The organism is Enterococcus sp. HMSC078F03 (assembly GCF_001811595.1).
Classification (GTDB): domain Bacteria; phylum Bacillota; class Bacilli; order Lactobacillales; family Enterococcaceae; genus Enterococcus; species Enterococcus faecalis.
Window position 1 is genome coordinate 355,323 of sequence record NZ_KV805602.1, and the last position, 20,400, is coordinate 375,722.

14 protein-coding genes are annotated in these 20,400 nt (G+C 37.2%); 12 read left to right on the forward strand and 2 right to left on the reverse strand.

From position 1 onward, the window contains the following. Nucleotides 1–5: 5 nt before the first annotated feature. Nucleotides 6–485 (reverse strand): nucleoside 2-deoxyribosyltransferase, encoded by a 480-nt coding sequence (locus HMPREF2810_RS14390; RefSeq protein WP_002362157.1) that lies wholly within the window; start codon nt 483–485, stop codon nt 6–8. Between the two features lie 23 nt (nt 486–508). Next, nucleotides 509–1,729, reverse strand: coding sequence for a GNAT family N-acetyltransferase (gene eis / locus HMPREF2810_RS14395; RefSeq protein ID WP_002356813.1), 1,221 nt, complete (start codon nt 1,727–1,729; stop codon nt 509–511). Nucleotides 1,730–1,975: 246 nt separating this feature from the next. Here eis and lepA point away from each other — a divergent pair, with 246 nt between their 5' ends. From lepA to HMPREF2810_RS16150, 12 genes are all read left to right on the forward strand, one after another. Further along, nucleotides 1,976–3,811 (forward strand): translation elongation factor 4, encoded by a 1,836-nt coding sequence (gene lepA / locus HMPREF2810_RS14400; protein WP_002362155.1) that lies wholly within the window; start codon nt 1,976–1,978, stop codon nt 3,809–3,811. A 186-nt stretch (nt 3,812–3,997) separates the two neighbouring features. Further along, nucleotides 3,998–5,014, forward strand: coding sequence for a LacI family DNA-binding transcriptional regulator (locus tag HMPREF2810_RS14405; protein WP_002384266.1), 1,017 nt, complete (start codon nt 3,998–4,000; stop codon nt 5,012–5,014). Between the two features lie 158 nt (nt 5,015–5,172). Beyond that, nucleotides 5,173–6,207, forward strand: a complete 1,035-nt coding sequence (gene iolC / locus HMPREF2810_RS14410; protein WP_002362153.1) for a 5-dehydro-2-deoxygluconokinase — start codon at nt 5,173–5,175, stop codon at nt 6,205–6,207. A gap of 10 nt (nt 6,208–6,217) precedes the next feature. Then, a complete protein-coding gene (iolD, locus tag HMPREF2810_RS14415; RefSeq protein ID WP_002384267.1) occupies nt 6,218–8,134 on the forward strand; it encodes a 3D-(3,5/4)-trihydroxycyclohexane-1,2-dione acylhydrolase (decyclizing) in 1,917 nt (638 codons plus the stop codon). 38 nt (nt 8,135–8,172) lie between these two features. Then, on the forward strand, nt 8,173–9,012 hold the full coding sequence (gene iolB, locus HMPREF2810_RS14420; RefSeq protein WP_002384268.1) for a 5-deoxy-glucuronate isomerase: 840 nt from the start codon (nt 8,173–8,175) through the stop codon (nt 9,010–9,012). Nucleotides 9,013–9,051: 39 nt separating this feature from the next. Next, nucleotides 9,052–10,509 (forward strand): CoA-acylating methylmalonate-semialdehyde dehydrogenase, encoded by a 1,458-nt coding sequence (locus tag HMPREF2810_RS14425; RefSeq protein WP_002366984.1) that lies wholly within the window; start codon nt 9,052–9,054, stop codon nt 10,507–10,509. A 173-nt stretch (nt 10,510–10,682) separates the two neighbouring features. Next, on the forward strand, nt 10,683–11,690 hold the full coding sequence (locus HMPREF2810_RS14430; RefSeq protein ID WP_002364407.1) for a Gfo/Idh/MocA family protein: 1,008 nt from the start codon (nt 10,683–10,685) through the stop codon (nt 11,688–11,690). Between the two features lie 23 nt (nt 11,691–11,713). Continuing rightward, on the forward strand, nt 11,714–12,733 hold the full coding sequence (iolG, locus tag HMPREF2810_RS14435) for an inositol 2-dehydrogenase (protein ID WP_002384270.1): 1,020 nt from the start codon (nt 11,714–11,716) through the stop codon (nt 12,731–12,733). A 21-nt stretch (nt 12,734–12,754) separates the two neighbouring features. Beyond that, nucleotides 12,755–13,645: a myo-inosose-2 dehydratase gene (gene iolE / locus HMPREF2810_RS14440; protein WP_002384271.1), complete on the forward strand. Its 891-nt coding sequence runs from the start codon at nt 12,755–12,757 to the stop codon at nt 13,643–13,645. 23 nt (nt 13,646–13,668) lie between these two features. Beyond that, nucleotides 13,669–15,264, forward strand: coding sequence for a solute:sodium symporter family transporter (locus HMPREF2810_RS14445; protein ID WP_002388280.1), 1,596 nt, complete (start codon nt 13,669–13,671; stop codon nt 15,262–15,264). Between the two features lie 9 nt (nt 15,265–15,273). Then, the gene (locus tag HMPREF2810_RS14450; protein ID WP_002356829.1) at nt 15,274–15,597 is read left to right on the forward strand and encodes a PTS sugar transporter subunit IIB; all 324 of its coding nucleotides are present in this window, start codon (nt 15,274–15,276) and stop codon (nt 15,595–15,597) included. 404 nt (nt 15,598–16,001) lie between these two features. Further along, the gene (locus tag HMPREF2810_RS16150; RefSeq protein ID WP_002384273.1) at nt 16,002–20,120 is read left to right on the forward strand and encodes a MucBP domain-containing protein; all 4,119 of its coding nucleotides are present in this window, start codon (nt 16,002–16,004) and stop codon (nt 20,118–20,120) included. Nucleotides 20,121–20,400: the final 280 nt, after the last annotated feature.

Below are 20,400 nucleotides of genomic sequence, written 5' to 3' on the forward strand. Positions count from 1 at the left end.
TTTTATTATGACAATCGTTGCTTAATTTCTTCCAACAAATCCTCTTCTGAAGAAACAACCCGACCATTCAATTTAATCAAACCAACTGTATAAAGGTTTAAATAATGGAATTGATTTTCAGCGACTTCGTTCAAAGCATCAAGCTTTTGGTGATTATCAGCACCTTGTTGGCGGCTGTCTGTGTAAAGGGCAACCACCGGGATTCCTTTGGCATAAGCAACACCAATTTCGGAAGCTACGCCCGCATCAATGGTTGGACCGTCTAATAAAGCAACCAATAAATCGCTAGCAAGGACATTTTCTGTATCTGCTAAGGCAATCATTTTGCTATCGGCATAAGCAGATTTGTCGTTAATCGCCGCATTTTCTTGTGGTAAATAAAGATCGATTGTTTTATCCAATTGTCGAATTTGTTCGACTAAATAGGCATTATAACGTAAGTCAGCTTGCGAAAATAAAGGTCCTGCAAAATAAATTTTTGTCATTTGTCTGTCTCCAATCCAAGGTTTTAGAAATAATCACTGAAATAAGCTTCTTGGTCAGGAAAAATCCGTTCCAAAGAATTTAAAGTTTCTTTATCTGTATCAATGCGCTCAATTCGATGTAAGTACGAAGGGCGTCGGTAATTCATGACTAAACAAGTTAGTGTTTGAATATCTAAGTGAACGGCGGTGCCTAGAGGTTCATCCGTAATGGTCACTTGATCATTTTCATCCCAAATTAAGCCGAAAATACCATTATTCCACTCAGCAACAGGATCTTTAACGACAAAATGGAAGGGCTTAGCTGTACTTTCAAAAGGAAAGTTTTCTAAAAAGGCTTTGACATCAACAATTCGCGCCATATAATAGGGTTCAATGCTTTCTTTAATTTGGCTGTCTTCTAAAAGAAAGGCTAATGGTTCGTTTTTATAGATATCGCCCTTGACCCAATAAACCATCGAAAAATGCGCAGTAATAAAATTCCACAAGCCATTTCGGGCTTCTTGGTTCAAGTAAAACATTTCCTTAATATGAAATACCTCATCGGCCACCCAATAGAAAAGTACTCCTAAAGGTTCTTGATTGGCACCATAATAGACAGCAGCAGTCCGTTCTTCCTCGTTTTCGAAACGCCAATATTCTTCCCAGTTAAAGGCACTACGAATGAGCGCACCGTGATTTTGACGAGCAAATCGCGCATAGACATCAAAGACATCTGGGTGATCGACAGCTAACCGTTCAATCATTCCTGGAACGGGAACGGTTTTTGGTAATTGCGTATCCCGAATTTTAAAAGATAACTTGTCGGACATAATTTCCCAACCTTTACGTCGGTAATAAGGAATGTTGTAAGGGAAAAGATAAGAAATCCACTGTTTATCTTGGCGCATTTCTTCTAATGCCGTTTGAATCAAGTCTTTCATTAAACCGTGGTTGGCATATTCAGGATAGGTACCGACACCAGTAACGCCGCCCATTTTATATAAAGCACCATGGATATTGACTTCGCATGGATAGATAGCAATTTGTGAAATTAATTGATTTTCGTGAAACCAGCCAAATACTTTTGAAAGTTCTAAAATCGGTTGTTTTGATTTGATAAATGCGCGTTTGTTTTCAAAACCACTTTCTTCAATATCTGCTTCAGTCACTTGAAAAACATAGGAAAGAAGTTCATTAAATTGATCAATGTGTTCTTCCTCAACAGGCTTTAAGGTCAGTTGCTTTCGAAATTCTTGTTCATCCATTTTTCCATCTCCAATAAATTTACTGTTTTTAGTATACCAAATTTTTCGAAACTCTGTTAGCCTTTCGAAACCAAAAGAATAAAAGGGAAGTGCTTTAAATCTTCTTCAAAAATTGGTATAATGAAAAGTGCTGATTATCCTAGACCTTTAAACATGATAATTTGATAAAAAAGGCAACTAAAATATAACAATTGATTGATGAAGCTAGCAGGGAGCTAGCTTTTCTTAAAAGAAATGAGGCAAAAAATGAACAATAAAGAAATGAAAGCAAGACAAGAGAAAATTCGTAATTTCTCGATCATTGCCCACATTGACCATGGAAAGTCAACTTTAGCCGACCGGATTTTGGAAAAAACAAATACAGTTAGCAGTCGAGAAATGCAAGATCAATTACTTGATTCAATGGATTTAGAGAGAGAACGCGGCATTACTATCAAATTAAACGCAATTGAATTAAACTATACAGCTAAAGATGGTGAAACCTATACTTTCCATTTGATTGACACACCAGGGCACGTCGATTTCACCTATGAAGTTTCTCGTAGCTTGGCAGCTTGTGAAGGGGCTGTTCTAGTTGTTGATGCGGCGCAAGGAATTGAAGCGCAAACGCTAGCAAATGTCTATTTGGCATTGGATAATGACTTAGAAATTTTACCTGTTATTAATAAAATTGATTTACCCGCCGCTGATCCAGAGCGTGTTCGGACAGAGATTGAAGACGTAATTGGAATTGATGCATCGGAAGCTGTTTTAGCAAGTGCCAAAGCAGGGATTGGGATTGAAGATATTTTAGAACAAGTGGTGGAGTATGTACCAGCTCCATCAGGCGATATTGAGGCTCCTTTAAAGGCTTTGATTTTTGACTCTATTTACGATAGTTATCGGGGGGTCGTTTTAAACATCCGTGTAATTGACGGTGTCGTTCGTCCTGGGGATAAAATCCAAATGATGAGTAACGGCAAAACGTTTGATGTAACAGAAGTCGGCGTTTTTTCACCGAAACCAATTGCTCGTGATTATTTAATGGTTGGTGATGTGGGTTATATCACCGCTAGCATTAAAACGGTTCAAGATACACGGGTCGGGGATACAGTGACTTTGGCCGACAATCCAGCAGCAGAAGCACTACCAGGCTACCGCAAAATGAATCCAATGGTTTATTGTGGCTTATATCCAATTGATACGTCGCGCTACAATGATTTACGGGAAGCATTAGAAAAATTACAATTAAATGATGCGGCGTTACAATTTGAACCGGAAACATCGCAAGCTTTAGGGTTTGGTTTCCGTTGTGGTTTCTTAGGTTTGCTGCACATGGATGTTGTTCAGGAACGTTTGGAACGAGAATTTAATTTAGAGTTAATTACAACAGCACCGTCTGTAATTTATCATGTTAATAAAACAGACGGAACAACCGTTGTTGTTGATAACCCAGCTGAATTTCCAGAACCAGTAACGATTGAATCTGTGGAAGAACCTTATGTTAAAGCGCAAATCATGGTGCCAAACGATTATGTAGGAGCAGTAATGGAATTATCACAACGTAAACGTGGCGAATTCATTACAATGGATTACTTAGACGATTATCGTGTAAACGTAGTTTATGAAATTCCGTTATCTGAAATCGTGTTTGACTTTTTCGATAAATTGAAATCAAGTACAAAAGGCTATGCATCCTTAGATTACGAAATGGCTGGCTATCGTACCAGCCGCCTAGTGAAAATGGATATTCTATTAAATGCTGAAAAAGTGGATGCGTTAAGCTTTATTGTTCACCGAGATTTCGCATTTGAGCGTGGGAAAGCGATTGTTGAGAAACTGAAAAAACTAATTCCACGTCAACAGTTTGAAGTCCCAGTTCAAGCGGCGATTGGTCAAAAAATTGTGGCGCGTTCAGATATTAAAGCCTTACGCAAAAACGTACTGGCTAAATGCTATGGTGGTGATGTTTCTCGTAAACGTAAATTGTTAGAGAAACAAAAAGAAGGGAAGAAACGGATGAAACAAATTGGATCCGTGGAAGTTCCTCAAGAAGCCTTTATGGCGGTTCTGAAAATGGATGAAGATGATCAGAAAAAATAACTTATTAAAAAAGTACCTCAGTCTGAGCTGAGGTGCTTTTTTTTTAAAATATAAATTAAAGTAAACTATATTTTAAAATAAAACACGCAAAATTGCGTGCTTTTTTATATTGTGATAGAATATACATACGAAAGCTTATAAATAATCAAAATAATTTTGCAAATCAAGTAAATAAGGAGAGAACAAATGGCTGGAACAATAAAAGAAATTGCTGAAAAAGCAGGAGTATCTAGGGGAACTGTGGATCGAGCATTGAATAATCGCGGCCGAATCAATCCTGAGGTTGCTGAAAAAATTAAAACAATAGCGAAAGAAATGAACTATGTTCCGAAGAAAAAAAAGATGGCCAAAGAAGAAGCAATCAAATTAGGTGTTGTGACACAATTGGCAAAATCATCTTTTATGATTCCAATTCGATCAGGTTTACAAGCAGTTATAGGTGATCTAAAAAAAAGAAATATCGATTGCTTTTTAGAGGAAATAGACGGGGTCGATGAAGCGGCGCAGTTACAGGCACTTGAACGCTTGTTAGAACTTGGTGTAAAAGGAATTGCCATCATGCCAGTTGATAGTGTGGCGATTAGGGAAAAAATCAATCAGCTTACGGAACAAGGCATTAAGGTCATTACATTCAATTCGGACATTGTTGGTAGTAAACGTCAGTGCTTTGTCGGAATGGATAACTTTAAAAGCGGGAAGACAGCTGCTGGATTATTAGGAATGTTGACAAAAGGAGAGGGAGATGTCCTAGCTATTACTGGATATTTTGGAAATAGTGTGAATAGTTTACGAGTTGCTGGTTTTGTTGAAGAATTGAAACAGTCATTTCCACAATTGAAATTAACAGGTGTTCAAAGCAGTTTTGATTCGAGCGATGAAGTCGAAAAGATTTTAAGTGACACATTAGAGAACTATACTAATTTAAAAGGTGTCGTTGTGTTTTCAGGAGGTCAAGCAGGAATTGCTCGTGTGTTGAAAAAAAGGGCAGGGAAAGACAGACCGTATGTGATTATCTATGATTTAACTGAGAAAAATATCGAGATGCTGAAAAAAAATCAAGTTGATTTTCTAATTGATCAAGATGGTTTTACGCAGGGCTATCGGTCTTTGCTACTATTAGCGAATCAACTACAGAATAATAAATTTATAACAGAAGAGATGTTATTTACAGATATCATTATTAAAACAAAATATAATCTTTAAAAGAAGTGTGAATCTTGCTGTAAAGCAATTCATGCTTCTTTTTTTGCGTTCTTTTAAAATGCACGCAAAAATAATGTGCCAATTTAATGTTGCACGCGTTTTGAAAGCGTGCTATAATTCGTTTGTAAATAATAGAAGAACGAAGAAGAGGTGGATCTATGAGTTATATTAGCTTTGATCAATCAAAAGAATTTGATCTAGTTCTTTTAGGTAGAGTGGCTATCGATTTTAACCCTGCCTATAATGAGCAAGTTAAAGAAGAATTTAAGCCTTTAAAAAATGTTCATATGTTTGAAAAGTTTGTGGGAGGTTCTCCTGCAAATATTTCCGTGGGTATCACCAAACATGGGATGAAAGCTGGCTTCATTGGGAAAGTATCCGATGACCAGTTCGGAGAATATGTTATTGATTACTTTAATGAGCAAGGCATTGATACTTCTCAGATAAGTAAAGCACAGCATGGCGAAAAGTTGGGTCTGACTTTTACAGAAATGCTATCACCTAAAGAAAGTAGCATTTTAATGTATCGGAACCAAGCTGCGGATTTACAACTAAGTGTCGAAGATATCGATGAAGATTATTTGAAACGTTCAAAAGCCTTATTAATTTCAGGAACTGCTTTGGCGGAAAGCCCTTCAAGAGAAGCCGTGTTAAAAGCTGTGATGTTAGCGAAAAAAAACAACGTCAAAATTATTTTTGATATCGACTATCGAGAATACAATTGGAAAAATGTGGATGAAATCGCTATTTATTATTCAATAGTTGCGAAAGAATCAGATATTATTATGGGCTCGAGAGAAGAATTTGATTTAACTGAAAGATTGATTCAACCAAATATGACAGATAATGAAAGCGCTGTTTTTTGGCATAATTGTGGCGCTCAAATAGTCGTTATTAAACACGGGATGAAAGGCTCAACAGCTTATACAGCAGATCAACAACAGTTTTCAATTAAACCATTTCCAGTGGAGGCACGCAAGGGATTTGGTGGCGGTGATGGCTATGCAGCTGGATTTTTATATGGTTTATTTGAAGGTTGGGAAATTATCGATTGCTTGGAGTTTGGCTCAGCGGAAGCTTCGATGATGGTCAAAAGTAACAATTGCTCAGATTCTTTACCAACGACGCAAGAAGTAAAAGAGTTCATTAAACTGGAGAAGGAAATATACGGCGAAATGATCGCTAGGATTTAAGGTGGATAAAATGGAAAAGACGATTCGTTTAACGACAGCACAAGCATTATTAAAATTTTTGAATCAACAATATATCAGCATTGATGGAAAAGAAACACCTTATGTGGAAGGAATCTTTCATGTATATGGTCATGGGAATGTTTTAGGGATTGGTCAAGCGTTGGAACAAGATCCGGGACATTTAAAAAGTTACAGTGGAAAAAACGAACAAGGGATGGCTCATGCTGCTATCGCTTTTGCTAGACAAAGTTTACGTAAGAAAATATTCGCAGTTTCAGCGTCTGCTGGTCCAGGTTCTGCTAATTTATTGACTGCTGCTGGAACGGCTTTCGCTAATAATATACCTGTATTGTTTCTGCCAGCAGATACGTTTGCTACTCGGCAACCAGATCCCGTATTACAGCAGTTGGAACATGAATCAAGTGTAACCTTTTCTACCAACGATGCTTTCCAAGCGGTTTCTCGCTATTGGGATCGTATTAATCGGCCAGAACAGCTGATGTCAGCATTGCTACGGGCATTTGAAGTTATGACCAATCCTGCAACTACAGGACCTGCCACCATTTGTTTGCCACAAGATGTTGAGTCAGAAGCCTATGATTATCCAGTAGAGTTTTTTAGAAAAAGAGTTCATTATATCGATCGACGGATGCCGACAATTCGTGAGCTTGAAACAGCTAGTCACTTGATAAAGGATAGTAAACACCCAGTAATTATTGTGGGGGGCGGCTGCAAGTATTCAGAAGCAGGTGAGAGCCTTCAGAAAATTTCTCAAGTTCATCAGATACCTTTGGTTGAAACACATGCTGGTAAATCAACTGTTTCATGGGAATTTGAAAATAATCTTGGAGGCTTGGGAATTTTAGGTACCTCGGCTGCTAATAAAGCTGTTCAGCAAGCGGATTTGATTATTGGAATTGGCACGCGTTATACGGATTTTACCACTGCATCAAAAAGTATTTTTAATTTTGAACAATCAAAAATGATAAATATTAACGTAAGTCGACCACAGACTTACAAAATGGAAGCGTTTCAAATTGTGGGAGATGCTCGAGCAACCTTAGAAGGAATTCTGCCAATGATAGAAGGATATCGAACGGCTTATGGTGAAAAAATCACTGAACTGAAGAACGAATGGGTGAAAGAGCGGGAACGATTAAAAACAACTCATTTTAAACGGAAAGGTTTTGATCCGGAAATCAAAAACCACTTTACACAGAATATTTTAAATGATTATGCTGATTCTTTGAATACAACTCTGACACAAACAGAGGTTTTCGTTCATCTGAATGATTTTGTCGAAGATGATGCGATTGTGATTGGTTCGGCAGGGTCATTGCCAGGCGATATGCAACGATTGTGGAATCCTGTAAAGGAAAATACTTATCATTTAGAGTATGGCTATTCTTGTATGGGCTATGAAATTGCTGGTGCAATGGGGGTACGGCTTGCTAATCCTAATCAAGAGGTTTACGCATTAGTCGGTGACGGTAGTTTTTTGATGTTGCATAGCGAACTGGTCTCTGCATTACAATATGACAAAAAAATCAATATTGTTCTGTTCAATAATTCTGGGTTCGGATGCATTAATAATCTGCAAATGGAGAATGGCGGCATAAGTCAAGGGACGGAATTTAGAAATACAAAAGGCGAAATTATGAATATCAATTATGCTAAAATCGCTGAAGGATATGGTGCCAAAGCGTATCAAGTCCATTCGATTGAAGAACTAAAACAGGCGATTGTCGACGCGAAAAACCAAATGCAATCGACATTGATTGAAATAAATGTTCTTCCTAAAACAATGACTGCTGGTTACGATGGTAGTTGGTGGAATGTCGGTGTTGCTGAAGTATCAGAAAAACCAGCGATTCAAGAAGCATACCAAGTTAAAAAAGAAAAACTTGCAACTGCTAGAAAATATTAGGTATTCGTTATACAACCAAAAAGTTAGGAGCGAATGAATTGAAAAAAACATTGAAACATCAACCGTTGATAAAAGAACTAGCTCCCGGTGTTCGACAAGTTCAAAATATTCGAAAAAACAACACTGATTTACAGTATATTGAGTTTCAAGTTCTTGAATTAGATAATGGAGCAATGTATCAAGAAGCTGGTAATGAACTGGAAGTTTGTATCGTCGTATTAACTGGCAAAATCAATGTTAAGGTGGGCGATAAATGGTACGAGAATTTAGGTAAACGAACCTCTGTTTTTGAAAAAATTCCGACAGATAGTATCTATATTCCAGCAAAAACGTCGTTTGAACTAATAGCAACTTCTGATACTGTTCGTTTGGCCCTTTGTTATTCGCCAGCTAAAAAAAAGTTGCCAGTGCACGTGATTACCGCTGAGGAAAATACGGTTGAAAAACGAGGGATATATCAGAATAAACGACTAGTGCATAACATTTTACCAGACAATGTCGATACTGCCAGTAGTTTGTTGGTGGTTGAAGTCTACACTGAAGGTGGTAACTTTTCTAGCTATCCACCACACAAACATGACCAAGAAAATTTACCTGACGAATCTTATTTAGAAGAGACGTATTATCATGAGCTGAATCCAGAGCAAGGATTTGTTTTCCAACGAGTATATACAGAGGATGGTTCTATAGATGAAACGATGACTATAGAGCATCAAAATGTTGTGGAGGTACCTAAGGGATATCATCCTGTCGGCGTGCCAGATGGCTACACCTCTTATTATTTAAATGTGATGGCAGGACCTGAACGAATTTGGAAGTTTCATAACGAGAAAAAACACGAGTGGATTTTAAATCGGAACGAATTGACTAACAATTAGAAACAAAAAAATAAGTAGACTTTTTTAGGAGGAAAATAAATGACTCGATTTTTAAAGAATTATATAGGTGGCCGCTGGGTAACAAGTGCAGCCACTGAATTTGAAGAAGTGGTCAATCCGGCAACAGAAGAAGCATTAGTAAATGTTCCATTATCTAGTGAAGCAGAAACTGCAGAAGCAATCAGAGTAGCGGATGAGGCTTTTCAAACATGGAAAAAAGTAAGTGTTCCAGTTCGTGGCCGCTATCTTTTCAAATTGCATCATTTATTGATGACGAATAAAGAAGAGCTAGCACGATTAATTACGCTTGAAAATGGAAAATCTTTGTCAGAATCATTAGGTGAGGTTCAGCGAGGGATTGAAAATGTCGAGCACGCAGCGAGCATTACGAATTTAATAATGGGTGATTCTCTATCCACAGCGGCTACAGATATTGAAATTACCAATTACCGTTATCCCATCGGTGTTGTTGGGGGAATTACTCCTTTCAATTTTCCGATGATGGTACCGTTTTGGATTTTCCCAATGGCGTTAGCAGCAGGGAATACGGTGGTGCTGAAGCCTTCCGAAAAAACGCCATTATTGATGGAAAAAATTGTTGAATTAATAGAAGAAGCAGGATTTCCAAGTGGCGTCTTTAATGTTGTCTATGGGGCACACGATGTTGTTAATACTTTATTGCGTGATCCATTAGTAAAAGGAATTAGCTTTGTGGGCTCAAAAAATGTTGGTGAATATGTCTATAAAGAAGGAACAAAAAATCTGAAACGAGTCCAAGCACTAACTGGCGCAAAAAATCATGTTATCGTTTTAAAAGATGCCAACCTTGATCGTGCAGTAAAAGACATTATCGGTGGCTCTTTTGGATCAGCCGGTGAACGCTGTATGGCTGCTTCGGTGATCGTTGTAGAAGAAACTATTGCAGATCAATTCGTTGAAAAATTTAAGGCTGCAGCACAGACGATAAAAATTGGAAATGGTCTGGAAGAAGGAGTCTTTTTAGGCCCCGTGATTCGAAAAGAGGCGCAGCAACGAACATTTGATTACATTCAAAAAGGTATTGATGAAGGAGCGGACTTATTGTTAGATGGCCGTGAAAATATTCCTGAAAAAGGCTACTTCGTGGGACCTACGATCTTTGATCGTGTCACGATGGACATGAAGATTTGGCAAGATGAAATTTTTGCACCCGTTGCCTCAATTGTTCGAGTGAAAAATCTAGAAGCAGCAGTTACACTGACCAATCAATCAGAATTTGCTAACGGTTCATGCCTCTATACGAGTAATGCTTCAGCTATCCGTTACTTTAGAGAGAATGTTGATGCAGGAATGTTAGGCATCAATTTAGGTGTACCAGCACCAATGGCTTGGTTTGCTTTTTCCGGCTGGAAACACTCTTTCTATGGTGACTTACACGCCAACGGAAAAGACAGTGTAGAATTTTATACACATCGAAAAGTTGTGACCGCTCGATACGCTCCTAGCGAAATAAACTAGTTTTACTTCGAAGCTCTGTCAAAGGAGCTTCGAGGATTCTATGATTAAAGCGGTGAAAGTATCTTTTATTAGTACAAATATAAGACATGACTTTCTGAAAATAATGATTGACTAAATAAAATTGTAAGCGTATACATAATACGCATAAAATAAAGAAATCGGAGGACAAATAATTGAAAGTAAAAGTAGGCGTAATTGGTACAGGGGCGATTGGAATCGAACATATTAACAGAATTAATCACAAGACACAAGGCGCTTTTGTAACAGCAGTATCAGATATTAATGTTGAAGCGGCAAGCAAAATTGCTGAGGAGATTGGGGCTCAATTTTTCAAAACAGGCGAAGAATTAATTGCTTCTGAAGAAGTGGAAGTTGTTGTTGTTACTTCCTGGGACCCAACACACGAAAAATATGTCTTGGAAGCAATCAAGCATGGAAAATACGTATTCTGCGAAAAACCATTAGCAATGGATGCCGCAGGATGTCGCCGAATTGTAGATGCAGAAGTCGCTTATGGTAAAAAATTGGTACAGGTGGGCTTCATGCGTCGATACGATCGTGGCTACATTGAGTTGAAAGAAGCAATTGAATCAAAACAGTATGGTGAAGCTCTGATGCTCCATTGTGCGCATAGAAATCCAAGCGCTGATGAAAATTATAAGACGCCAATGGCAATCAGTAATACTGCAATCCATGAAATTGATGTTCTTCGTTGGCTATTAGCCGAAGATTATGCCTCAGTGCAAATGATTTTACCAAAGAAAACCAGCCATACACATGCAGATTTACATGATCCTCAATTACTGATTTTCCAGACGAAATCAGGTGTAACAATTGATTTAGAAATTTTTGTTAATTGTCGTTTTGGCTACGACATTAAGTGTGACGTAGTTTTTGAAACGGCAGAAGTCGGAATGACGGATCCAGCCTATACCAAAATTAAAGCTGCGGAGAAAAATTACACACCAATTTCGCCCGACTGGCAAACGCGTTTTTTAGATGCGTATGATTACGAATTTAAGTTATGGGTTGATTCAATTAAAAACGATAAACTTGTTGGTCCAACTGCTTGGGATGGCTACGTGGCAGCAATCACAATGATGGCTTGTCATGAGTCTCGTGAGTCAGGGGAAAAAGTAATGATTGAAATAGATGAACAACCAGCGTTATATACCAAATAATTCTTAAAAAAAGGAGGGGTTTTGTGGAAAATATTAGAGTAGGAATCGTAGGATTAGGTAGATTAGGCAAGGTACATGCAAAAAATTTATCTTCTGCTGTTAGTGGCTGTGAGCTTACGGCCGCCTGTAGTTTAGTTGAATCAGAATTAGCATTTGCACAGAAGGAGTTAGGTGTTAAGTATACGTTTTCTAGTTATGAAGAAATGGTTCAAAGCGCTGTAATTGATGCCGTTTTTATTGTTTCACCTTCAGGATTCCACTGTGAACAAGTCCGTTTAGCTATGGAAAATGGGAAACACGTATTTACTGAAAAACCATTGGGAATTGAAATTGAGGACATAAAAAAAACACAAGAGGTTATTGAAAAATATCCCGAGCAAGTATTTATGTTAGGTTTCATGCGCCGTTACGATGAATCTTATCAGTATGCGAAAAAAATGGTAGAAGATGGGGAAATTGGGGAAGTCACGTTAATCCGTTGTTATGGAATTGATCCGAGTGATGGACTGGAAAGCTTCGTTAAGTTTGCAATGAACAATGATAGTGGCGGTTTATTTCTAGATATGGCGATTCACGATATTGATTTGGTTCGTTGGTTTACTGGTCAAGAGGTAGAACAAGTTTGGGCAATTGGTAAAAATGCTGCATATCCAGAATTAGATCAAGTCGGTGAATTGGAAACCGGAGCAGCTATGATGAGTCTTAAAGATAAAACAATGGCTTTACTAGTTGCTGGAAGAAATGCTACACATGGTTACCATGTCGAAACAGAAATCATGGGCACCAAAGGGATATTACGAGTAGCGCAAGTACCTGAAAAAAATTTAGTGACTGTTATGAATAATCAAGGGATTGTGCGACCTTGCTCTCAAAACTTTCCAGAAAGATTTAGAGAAGCGTTCATTCGAGAAGCACAAGAATTTATTTCCTGTATTCAAGAAAAACGTCAACCAGCAGTTAATGCAGAAGATGGTCTACAATCAACAAAAATTGCATTAGCTTGTCAAGAATCATTTGATACGAATCGTTTGGTACAACTATAAATGAAGTAGGAGAGTGACATAATGGCGAAACAAATTCAACTAGCTATTGCGCCGATTGCATGGACAAATGATGATATGCCAGAGCTAGGAAGCGAAAATACGTTTGAACAATGCGTTAGTGAGATGGCGCTAGCTGGATTCAAAGGTACGGAGATTGGCAACAAGTATCCAAAAGATCCACAGGTTTTAAAACAATATTTAGATATTCGTGGACTAAAAGTAGCGAGTGCCTGGTTTAGTACATTTTTAACAACAAAACCTTTCGAAGAAACCGCGGAAGACTTCAAAAAACATCGAGATTTCTTACATGCAATGGATGCTAAGGTTATTGTTGTGGCTGAACAAGGACACAGCATACAAGGAATTATGACGGCTCCTGTTTTTAATGAGAAACCAATTTTTTCTGATGAAGAGTGGCAAAAACTAGCTGAAGGATTAGAAAAACTAGGAGACTTGGCACATGAAAAAGGTATGGAGATTGTTTACCATCACCATATGGGGACAGGAGTCCAAACGACTGAAGAAATCGATCGATTAATGAAAATGACGGATCCGACAAAAGTTAAATTATTGTTTGACACTGGACATCTTGTCTTCTCAGGAGAAGATCCAATCGCAATCTATCAGCGCTATCAAGACCGGATTAAACACATTCACTTCAAAGATATTCGCCAACAAATGGCAGAGGAAGTCAGAACAGAAGAAGATAGCTTCTTAAAGGCCGTGAAAAAAGGCGTCTTTACAGTCCCTGGGGATGGTATGATTGATTTCAAACCAATTTGGTCAGCAATCGAAGAGAGTGGCTATAAAGGTTGGATTGTAGTTGAAGCGGAACAAGATCCTGCCAAAGCCAATCCGTTTGAATATGCCGTCAAAGCGCGAAACTATATCCGAAAGGTCACCGATCTTTAATCTAATCGAGAAGGAGCTAGACAATGAATCTATTTTCAATAATCAGTTTCCTAGTAATTGTCATCTGCGTATGGATTTTTGCCTATTCTCGATCCAGAAGTGTAGATACTTCTGGATCAGAAGGTTTCTTCATGGGTGGCCGAAGCTTAACAGCCTTACCGATTGCTGGGACAATTATTATGACCAACCTATCCACAGAGCAAATTGTTGGACAAAACGGTCAAAGCTATCATGCAGGAATGGAAGTAATGGCTTGGGAAGTAACTGCTGCAATTGCAATTGTCGCATTGGCAGTCATTTTTTTACCAAAATATTTTAAATACGGTATTAATACGGTTTCAGATTTCATTGAAATTCGTTATGATACAGTTACAAAACGAATTATTTCAATCTTGTTTATTGTTACCTATATGATTTCTTTTTTACCAGTAGTTCTTTATTCTGGGTCACTAGTATTCAATAAGATTTTTCATATTGATGAGCTGTTGGGTGTCGAACCTATTGTCGCAATCATTCTTGTGGCGATGGTGATTGGTATTGTTGGGATTCTTTATCTGCTGATTGGCGGCCTATCTTTAAGTGCCAATAGCGATTCGATTTATGGCGTTGGTTTATTGGTTTGTGGTTTGTTGGTTCCAATACTAGGTTTAATGAAACTGGGTGATGGCAGTTTTATTGGTGGGATTGAACAGGTTGTTGAAAACACACCATGGTTACTGAACTCTGTAGGTGCAATTGATTCTGCTGTTGTACCATGGCCAACATTATTTACAGGGATGTTGTTTAATAATTTGTATTTCTGGTGTACCAATCAGATGATTGTTCAAAAAGCACTTTCAGGAAAAAATTTAGCAGAAGCACAAAAAGGGGCTTTTTTAGTGGGGATTTTCAAAGTGTTTGGCGCATTATTCTTAGTATTTCCAGGAATTGTTGCAAGAAATCTTTTTGGGGATGCGTTGATGTCCAATCCTGATAACGCATATCCATATTTAGTAACTGAAGTTTTACCAAAAATGCTTTTCGGCATTTTTGCTGCAGTTATTTTTGGGGCAATTTTATCTTCCTTTGCGGGGGCTTTAAATGCAACCTCTACTCTATTTTCGCTAGATTTTTACAAACCAATTATCAATAAGAAAGCAGATGACAAACAAATTGCTCGTGCGGGAAAAACAGTTACAGTTATTGTAGGGATTATTTCAATTATCGTTGCACCGTTTATTTCTTTTGCACCAGCTGGATTGTATCAATTTGTTCAAGAGTTTAATGGATTATACAATATGCCATTGTTAGTGATTATACTTTTTGCATTTTATTCCAAAAAAGCAACTGCTTTTGGAGCAAAAATGACAATTGCTATCCATATTGTTTTGTATGCGCTATCAAAAGTATTTTTGAAAGATATCCATTTTTTATATGTCTTAAGCCTGCTCTTCTTCTTAGACATTCTTATTTTAATAGTAGTTTCTAAAATAAAACCAGATGGCGAATTTGTTTTAAATTCTTTTGATACGAAAGTAAATATTGAACCTTGGAAACATACAAAACTTGTCGCAAGTATATTAGTTGTCGTGGTTATCCTAACCTATGTAGCATTTTCACCAATCGGATTTGCTAGATAAAAATATTTCATGAATGAGGAGAAGTTTATGAGCAAAAACATATTGATTATTTGTGAGACGGGAATTAGTGCATCGCTGTTAGTTTCAAAATTACTTGAAGCAATTAGGGAAAAAGAGTTATCTTATGATTTAGATTATGCACCTGTTTGTCGGATTGAGGAAAAACTTGGTTATAAAGAGTATGATGTGTTAATGTTGACCCCACAAGTCGCTCGTGTCAAAGAAAAAGTGGAAAAATATTTAGAAGGTTGTCAGGGGCAGGTTGTTTTTATCGATCAAGAAGATTTTCGTTATATGAACACAGAGAAGATACTCGCAAGTATCGAAAAGTAAGTTTTAGAGAGTGGGACATCAGTTGAAGTGAACGCTGGTGATTATTGACTTTAGTTAGTTGGAATCTAAAAAAAGATTTTGACAAAAGAATGTGTACTACGTATGGGAGAGATAGCTTTAACGGTAAAAAATCCTTTCGATATAATGGATTAAAGCAACTCTATATTGTCTGATGTTGGTATTTTTACCAACATCTTTTTTCGTTTATAAAAAGACACCTCCCCCTTACATAAGACAATTTAATTTGAACATAAAACGAGAATATTTTGACATGAAAATAATTTTCTCGAGAGTTTTAATGATATAGACTAGTTAATTAGAACGGTTATTATTCTCTAAGAGAGAGATTCTTTATTAGAGTATAACAAAGAAAAAATAAATGAAATAAAAAGAGAGGAATAAATATGAAAAATAATATCAGGTTTAGATTGTATAAGACGAGTAAAAAATGTTTTGTATCGAGCATAGTGACAATTACGGTACTCTTTGGTTCACCTAATTTAGTTGTAACTGCAGATGCGATTGCTAACTCGCCAGCAGATAGAACAGAAAATTCAACAACTAGTGGAACTCAACATATAACAGACCAGTATACCACTCAAGCAAATTCTAAAGAAGATATAGCACAGGACCAAGGTTTGACGTCAACAAAACAAACTTCTGAAAGTATCAACAGTATGAAGGATATTCAACCAGTAAAAATGTCTGGGCTAACTTTAGATATGGATACGAGTACTCAAAGTGTAGAGAATACGATTGCTTACACATTGACCTCTGATGGTGTAGGGTGGCCAAATAATGCTTCAAGTACGAGGCAATTTTCAGTTTCAGCTTCAGTTATTACTGGGGATGAAATTAAAATTACTGTCCCTAGTGGTTTAACTATAGAAACTTACGATATACCTAGTGGGGCTACAGTAACCAAAACTTCGGTTAATGGAGGGACGAACCTCACCTATACTTTTTCAACGCCAGGTGTACAATCTTTCAATATTTCATATTATATGTCAGATCAGGGAGACAATCATCAATTTTCTCCTGGCAGTACAACATTACCTATTACAGTAGAAGGTGGTGGACAGACTTTAAATAGTTCTATAGTAGTTACTAATCCTATAACGTCTATTGCTACTGCAAGGACTCATAATACCGCGGTCGCAAATAATGTCTATACGGCAGATGGAAACTCTATTTATAATTTTGTTTTGGGGGTAAAAACTGATCCAGATTTTACAGCTTCGAGTGCGGGAATTACTCAAGCCCAACATGTCAAAGTAAAGGGTATCATTCACGTGCCTTCTGGCTTCGTATTGGTGGGAGGACATTTAGCGGATTATCGAGATACAAATGAAAATGTCCCAGACGACGGTAGTGCAATTCCCAATATTCCTGATGGACTTTCTCAGCCTAATGGTGCAGGAGGGGATATTATTGTATCTAATGTTACAGGGGGAGGGTATTTTTCATATAATGAAGCATTTATGTACCTTTATGGTTACTTTAAGACAGGAACAGCTTCAGGAACTTATCATTTTACTCCAGACTTGACCTTGATACCTCAATATTATGACGGCTCAGTTGGTAATGAACCAATACTACTAGGTAATTTGGATGATGTTGTTATTGGTGCAGCTAACCCTGGAACGATGACTCCAATGTTTGGGGGTGTCTTAGAAGGATATGACAAATCTACAATTGATCCAGAGCATGAAGGTTTCTATTCTAAAACAATCAGTAATAGTACTGGGGTAACAGGATTTGTTACAGGAAAAGAATCGGATACGACGATCAATAAAAATTTAGCTACCCCAAATCTATCCGTAAATTTTCTAGATGATACAGTAAACCAAACGAACAGGTTAAAAGATTACAAATTCACTCTTCCTACTAAATGGTGTGGTAATTTGACAGATATTTCTTTTGCAACCGGTCCTAACGGTTCTGTGACAACTTCTGGAAATCTTAATGCTATCGGTCCATTTACAGTCGTCTTAGATAATGGGTCCACTTATACTGTTTCTACATTAGCATCTAATGATGCAAAAGTAACTGCAGCATTAGATGCTGGTGCACACATTGTAAGTGTTGCAGGACAAGCTAATATTTTGGCAGGGAATAATGTTGAAGTAAGACTACTTAATGCCGTGATTGAGGACAAAACTTATAATAATGGAGAAAGTGTACCTATTATTTTAGATGTGCACAGTGTAACCACAGATAAAGATATGTCAGTTACGGGGCACCTCAAATACTTTGATGATAGTGTAAGTTCGACCTCCCAATTTAGTTTAAAAGGGACTGTGAATTATGATATTTCCGGAACCTATACACAAGGGCAAACCTTTACGACAGGTGCTAAGTGGGCGGAACTCAATAAAGAAACTACAATGGATGGCGGTGTAGATGGGAAAATAATCATTCCTGGAAGCGCAACGACTGGAGTTACCGCAAAAGTAAAATTGCCAACCTTAGTGATCAGTAGCATTGATAAGGGAATGATTGATATAGATCAAAGTAAAATTACGGAATGGGGCTGGACGTACAAGGAGCATAAATATTATCCTGTTATTACAGATTTAGGGATTGATCCGACGACTGGAGAGCACCTTACACAATTAGATTTTTCTAAGGATAGTGTAATAATCCCTGCGGATATGGGTACGTCATCTGCATTCTTTTATCCAGATGCTCTCCCATGGAAAGTAAGTGATGTTGCAGCACCAATGTCAGGAACGACAGTACACTGGGTAACTCAATTAACGGATAACAACAAGGATGAACTACACCCGATTTATGGTGGGAAAGTTTATGATGGCTCTACTGGTATGAAATGGACAATTACGGCTCCATCATCAATTATATCTACCGTAGGATTATCAGGAAATAGAACAGGTGATTCTAACTATTATAAAGAATCAACAGGGAAAGCAGGATTTGATAGAGGTCTGAGAGTCGATAAAAATGATGATGATAACTCGGGTAAAATAATGCTCTCTATTACTAACGGTTCTAATAAAGAGTATACTAATGCGCAGACTCTTGCTGTTCTCCCTCAAAAAACGAATGGTGATACATTTGATATGGTATTAACAGGTCCTGTTTTAAATCTTTTAGGAGCTGGTGCACACGTTGTTTATTCAACAAAAATATACTCTCTCCCTAAGAATGAATCTAATACTTCGGTTGATTTAACGACAAGTGACTGGGTAGACGAAAAGCAAGTCAGCGATTGGTCAAGTATTCGAACAGTTGCAATTAAGGCAGATAAGCTTAAAACACAAACAACAATTTCAGGTTTTATACCCGTTCAGGTAGCGAAAATTGGAAAAGCAAAAATAGGTGAAACAGCTAAACTACACAGCTATTCTTATGCAAAAGGAACGGTTTCAGGGGCGAATCTGAGTAATAATGTTGAAATGACTGCCCAAATCTATGGTATACCACAAATAACAGTTCACTATGAAGAAACTATTAATGATTCCACATCTAATGGAAATATACTTGCCTCTGAAGAAAAAAATAAAGGTAAAGATACAAATGGTGAAGATTCTGTAGACGAGAGCTATACATCTAAGAAAAAAGATATCAAGGGTTACACCTTTTCAGGATTATCTAAAGATTCTGCGCCAAGTTCTGGAACTTTAACGGATAATACCTCTGATATTACGTATCTTTATAAAAAAATTCCAGTTCCTGGAGGGAACATTACTGTCAAGTATGTGGACACAGAGGGCAAACAAATCTCTTATGATGTAGTAAAAAAGGGGAATGTTGGAGAATCTTACTCAACAGAAAAGAAAATCATTTCAGGTTATACGTTTAAAGAAGTTCAAGGCGATGCATCCGGTCATTTTACAGAAAAAATGCAAACCGTGACTTACGTATATACGCACAATTCAATTCCTGGTGGCAATGTCACAGCGAAGTACGTGGATACAAAGGGAAAAACAATAGCGCATGATGTAGTGAAAACAGGAAATATTGGAAATCCCTACTCAACAGAGAAGAAAACAATCTCGGACTATACCTTTAAAGAGGTACAAGGTAATGTATCCGGTCACTTCTCAGGTCAACCTCAAACCGTAACTTACGTATATACGCATGACCCCATTCCCAGCGGCAATATCATAGTAAAGTACGTGGATACAAGGGGACAAGCAATAGCGCATGATGTAGTGAAAATAGGGAAAATTGGAGGTTCCTACTTAACAGAGAAAAAAGAAATCTCTGGTTATAAATTTAAAGAAGTTCAAGGTAATCCTATTGGTCAATTTACGGTTAAAACTCAAGTAGTCACATATGTGTATACGAAAGACAAAATTAATCCCAAAATAAAACCAGATAATAAAGATAAAACTAGAGATAAAGAAACAACTTCAACGGCAAAACATAATTTACCTGAAACTGGTGAAAACGATAAATCTGTATTGGTAAGTATTTGGATAGGTATAGTATTTTTAGGAGTTGCTCTTATCACTTCTGTTTTACGTTTTCGAAAATTAAAAAAAAATTATCATAAATAGTTGTAGAAAAGTACAATTACAAAAATAAATCTTAATTAATTTGTTCTTTTTATCAGATACTATTAGTAAAAAATATAGAATAACATTGAATCCAGAGGAAAAGATCCTCTGGATTCTTTTATGACTTTGGTCAGTTGAAGTAAGATATTAAAAAATATGTGAGATAAAATAAGTCACCATCGTTTAAGCCCGTGCAATGACAATAATCATTCATAAATATCATGCGAATTAAAATAGGATCATGTTAATCGATCATTTTGGATAAAAGAGGTTATTATGT

Coding starts and splice junctions, on each gene's coding strand:
- HMPREF2810_RS14390 (WP_002362157.1), bottom strand. CDS start 485: ATGACAAAAATTTATTTTGCAGGACCTTTATTTTCGCAAGCTGACTTA.
- HMPREF2810_RS14445 (WP_002388280.1), top strand. CDS start 13,669: ATGAATCTATTTTCAATAATCAGTTTCCTAGTAATTGTCATCTGCGTA.
- iolC (WP_002362153.1), top strand. CDS start 5,173: ATGAGTTATATTAGCTTTGATCAATCAAAAGAATTTGATCTAGTTCTT.
- lepA (WP_002362155.1), top strand. CDS start 1,976: ATGAACAATAAAGAAATGAAAGCAAGACAAGAGAAAATTCGTAATTTC.
- HMPREF2810_RS14405 (WP_002384266.1), top strand. CDS start 3,998: ATGGCTGGAACAATAAAAGAAATTGCTGAAAAAGCAGGAGTATCTAGG.
- iolD (WP_002384267.1), top strand. CDS start 6,218: ATGGAAAAGACGATTCGTTTAACGACAGCACAAGCATTATTAAAATTT.
- eis (WP_002356813.1), bottom strand. CDS start 1,729: ATGGATGAACAAGAATTTCGAAAGCAACTGACCTTAAAGCCTGTTGAG.
- HMPREF2810_RS16150 (WP_002384273.1), top strand. CDS start 16,002: ATGAAAAATAATATCAGGTTTAGATTGTATAAGACGAGTAAAAAATGT.
- iolE (WP_002384271.1), top strand. CDS start 12,755: ATGGCGAAACAAATTCAACTAGCTATTGCGCCGATTGCATGGACAAAT.
- HMPREF2810_RS14425 (WP_002366984.1), top strand. CDS start 9,052: ATGACTCGATTTTTAAAGAATTATATAGGTGGCCGCTGGGTAACAAGT.
- HMPREF2810_RS14450 (WP_002356829.1), top strand. CDS start 15,274: ATGAATGAGGAGAAGTTTATGAGCAAAAACATATTGATTATTTGTGAG.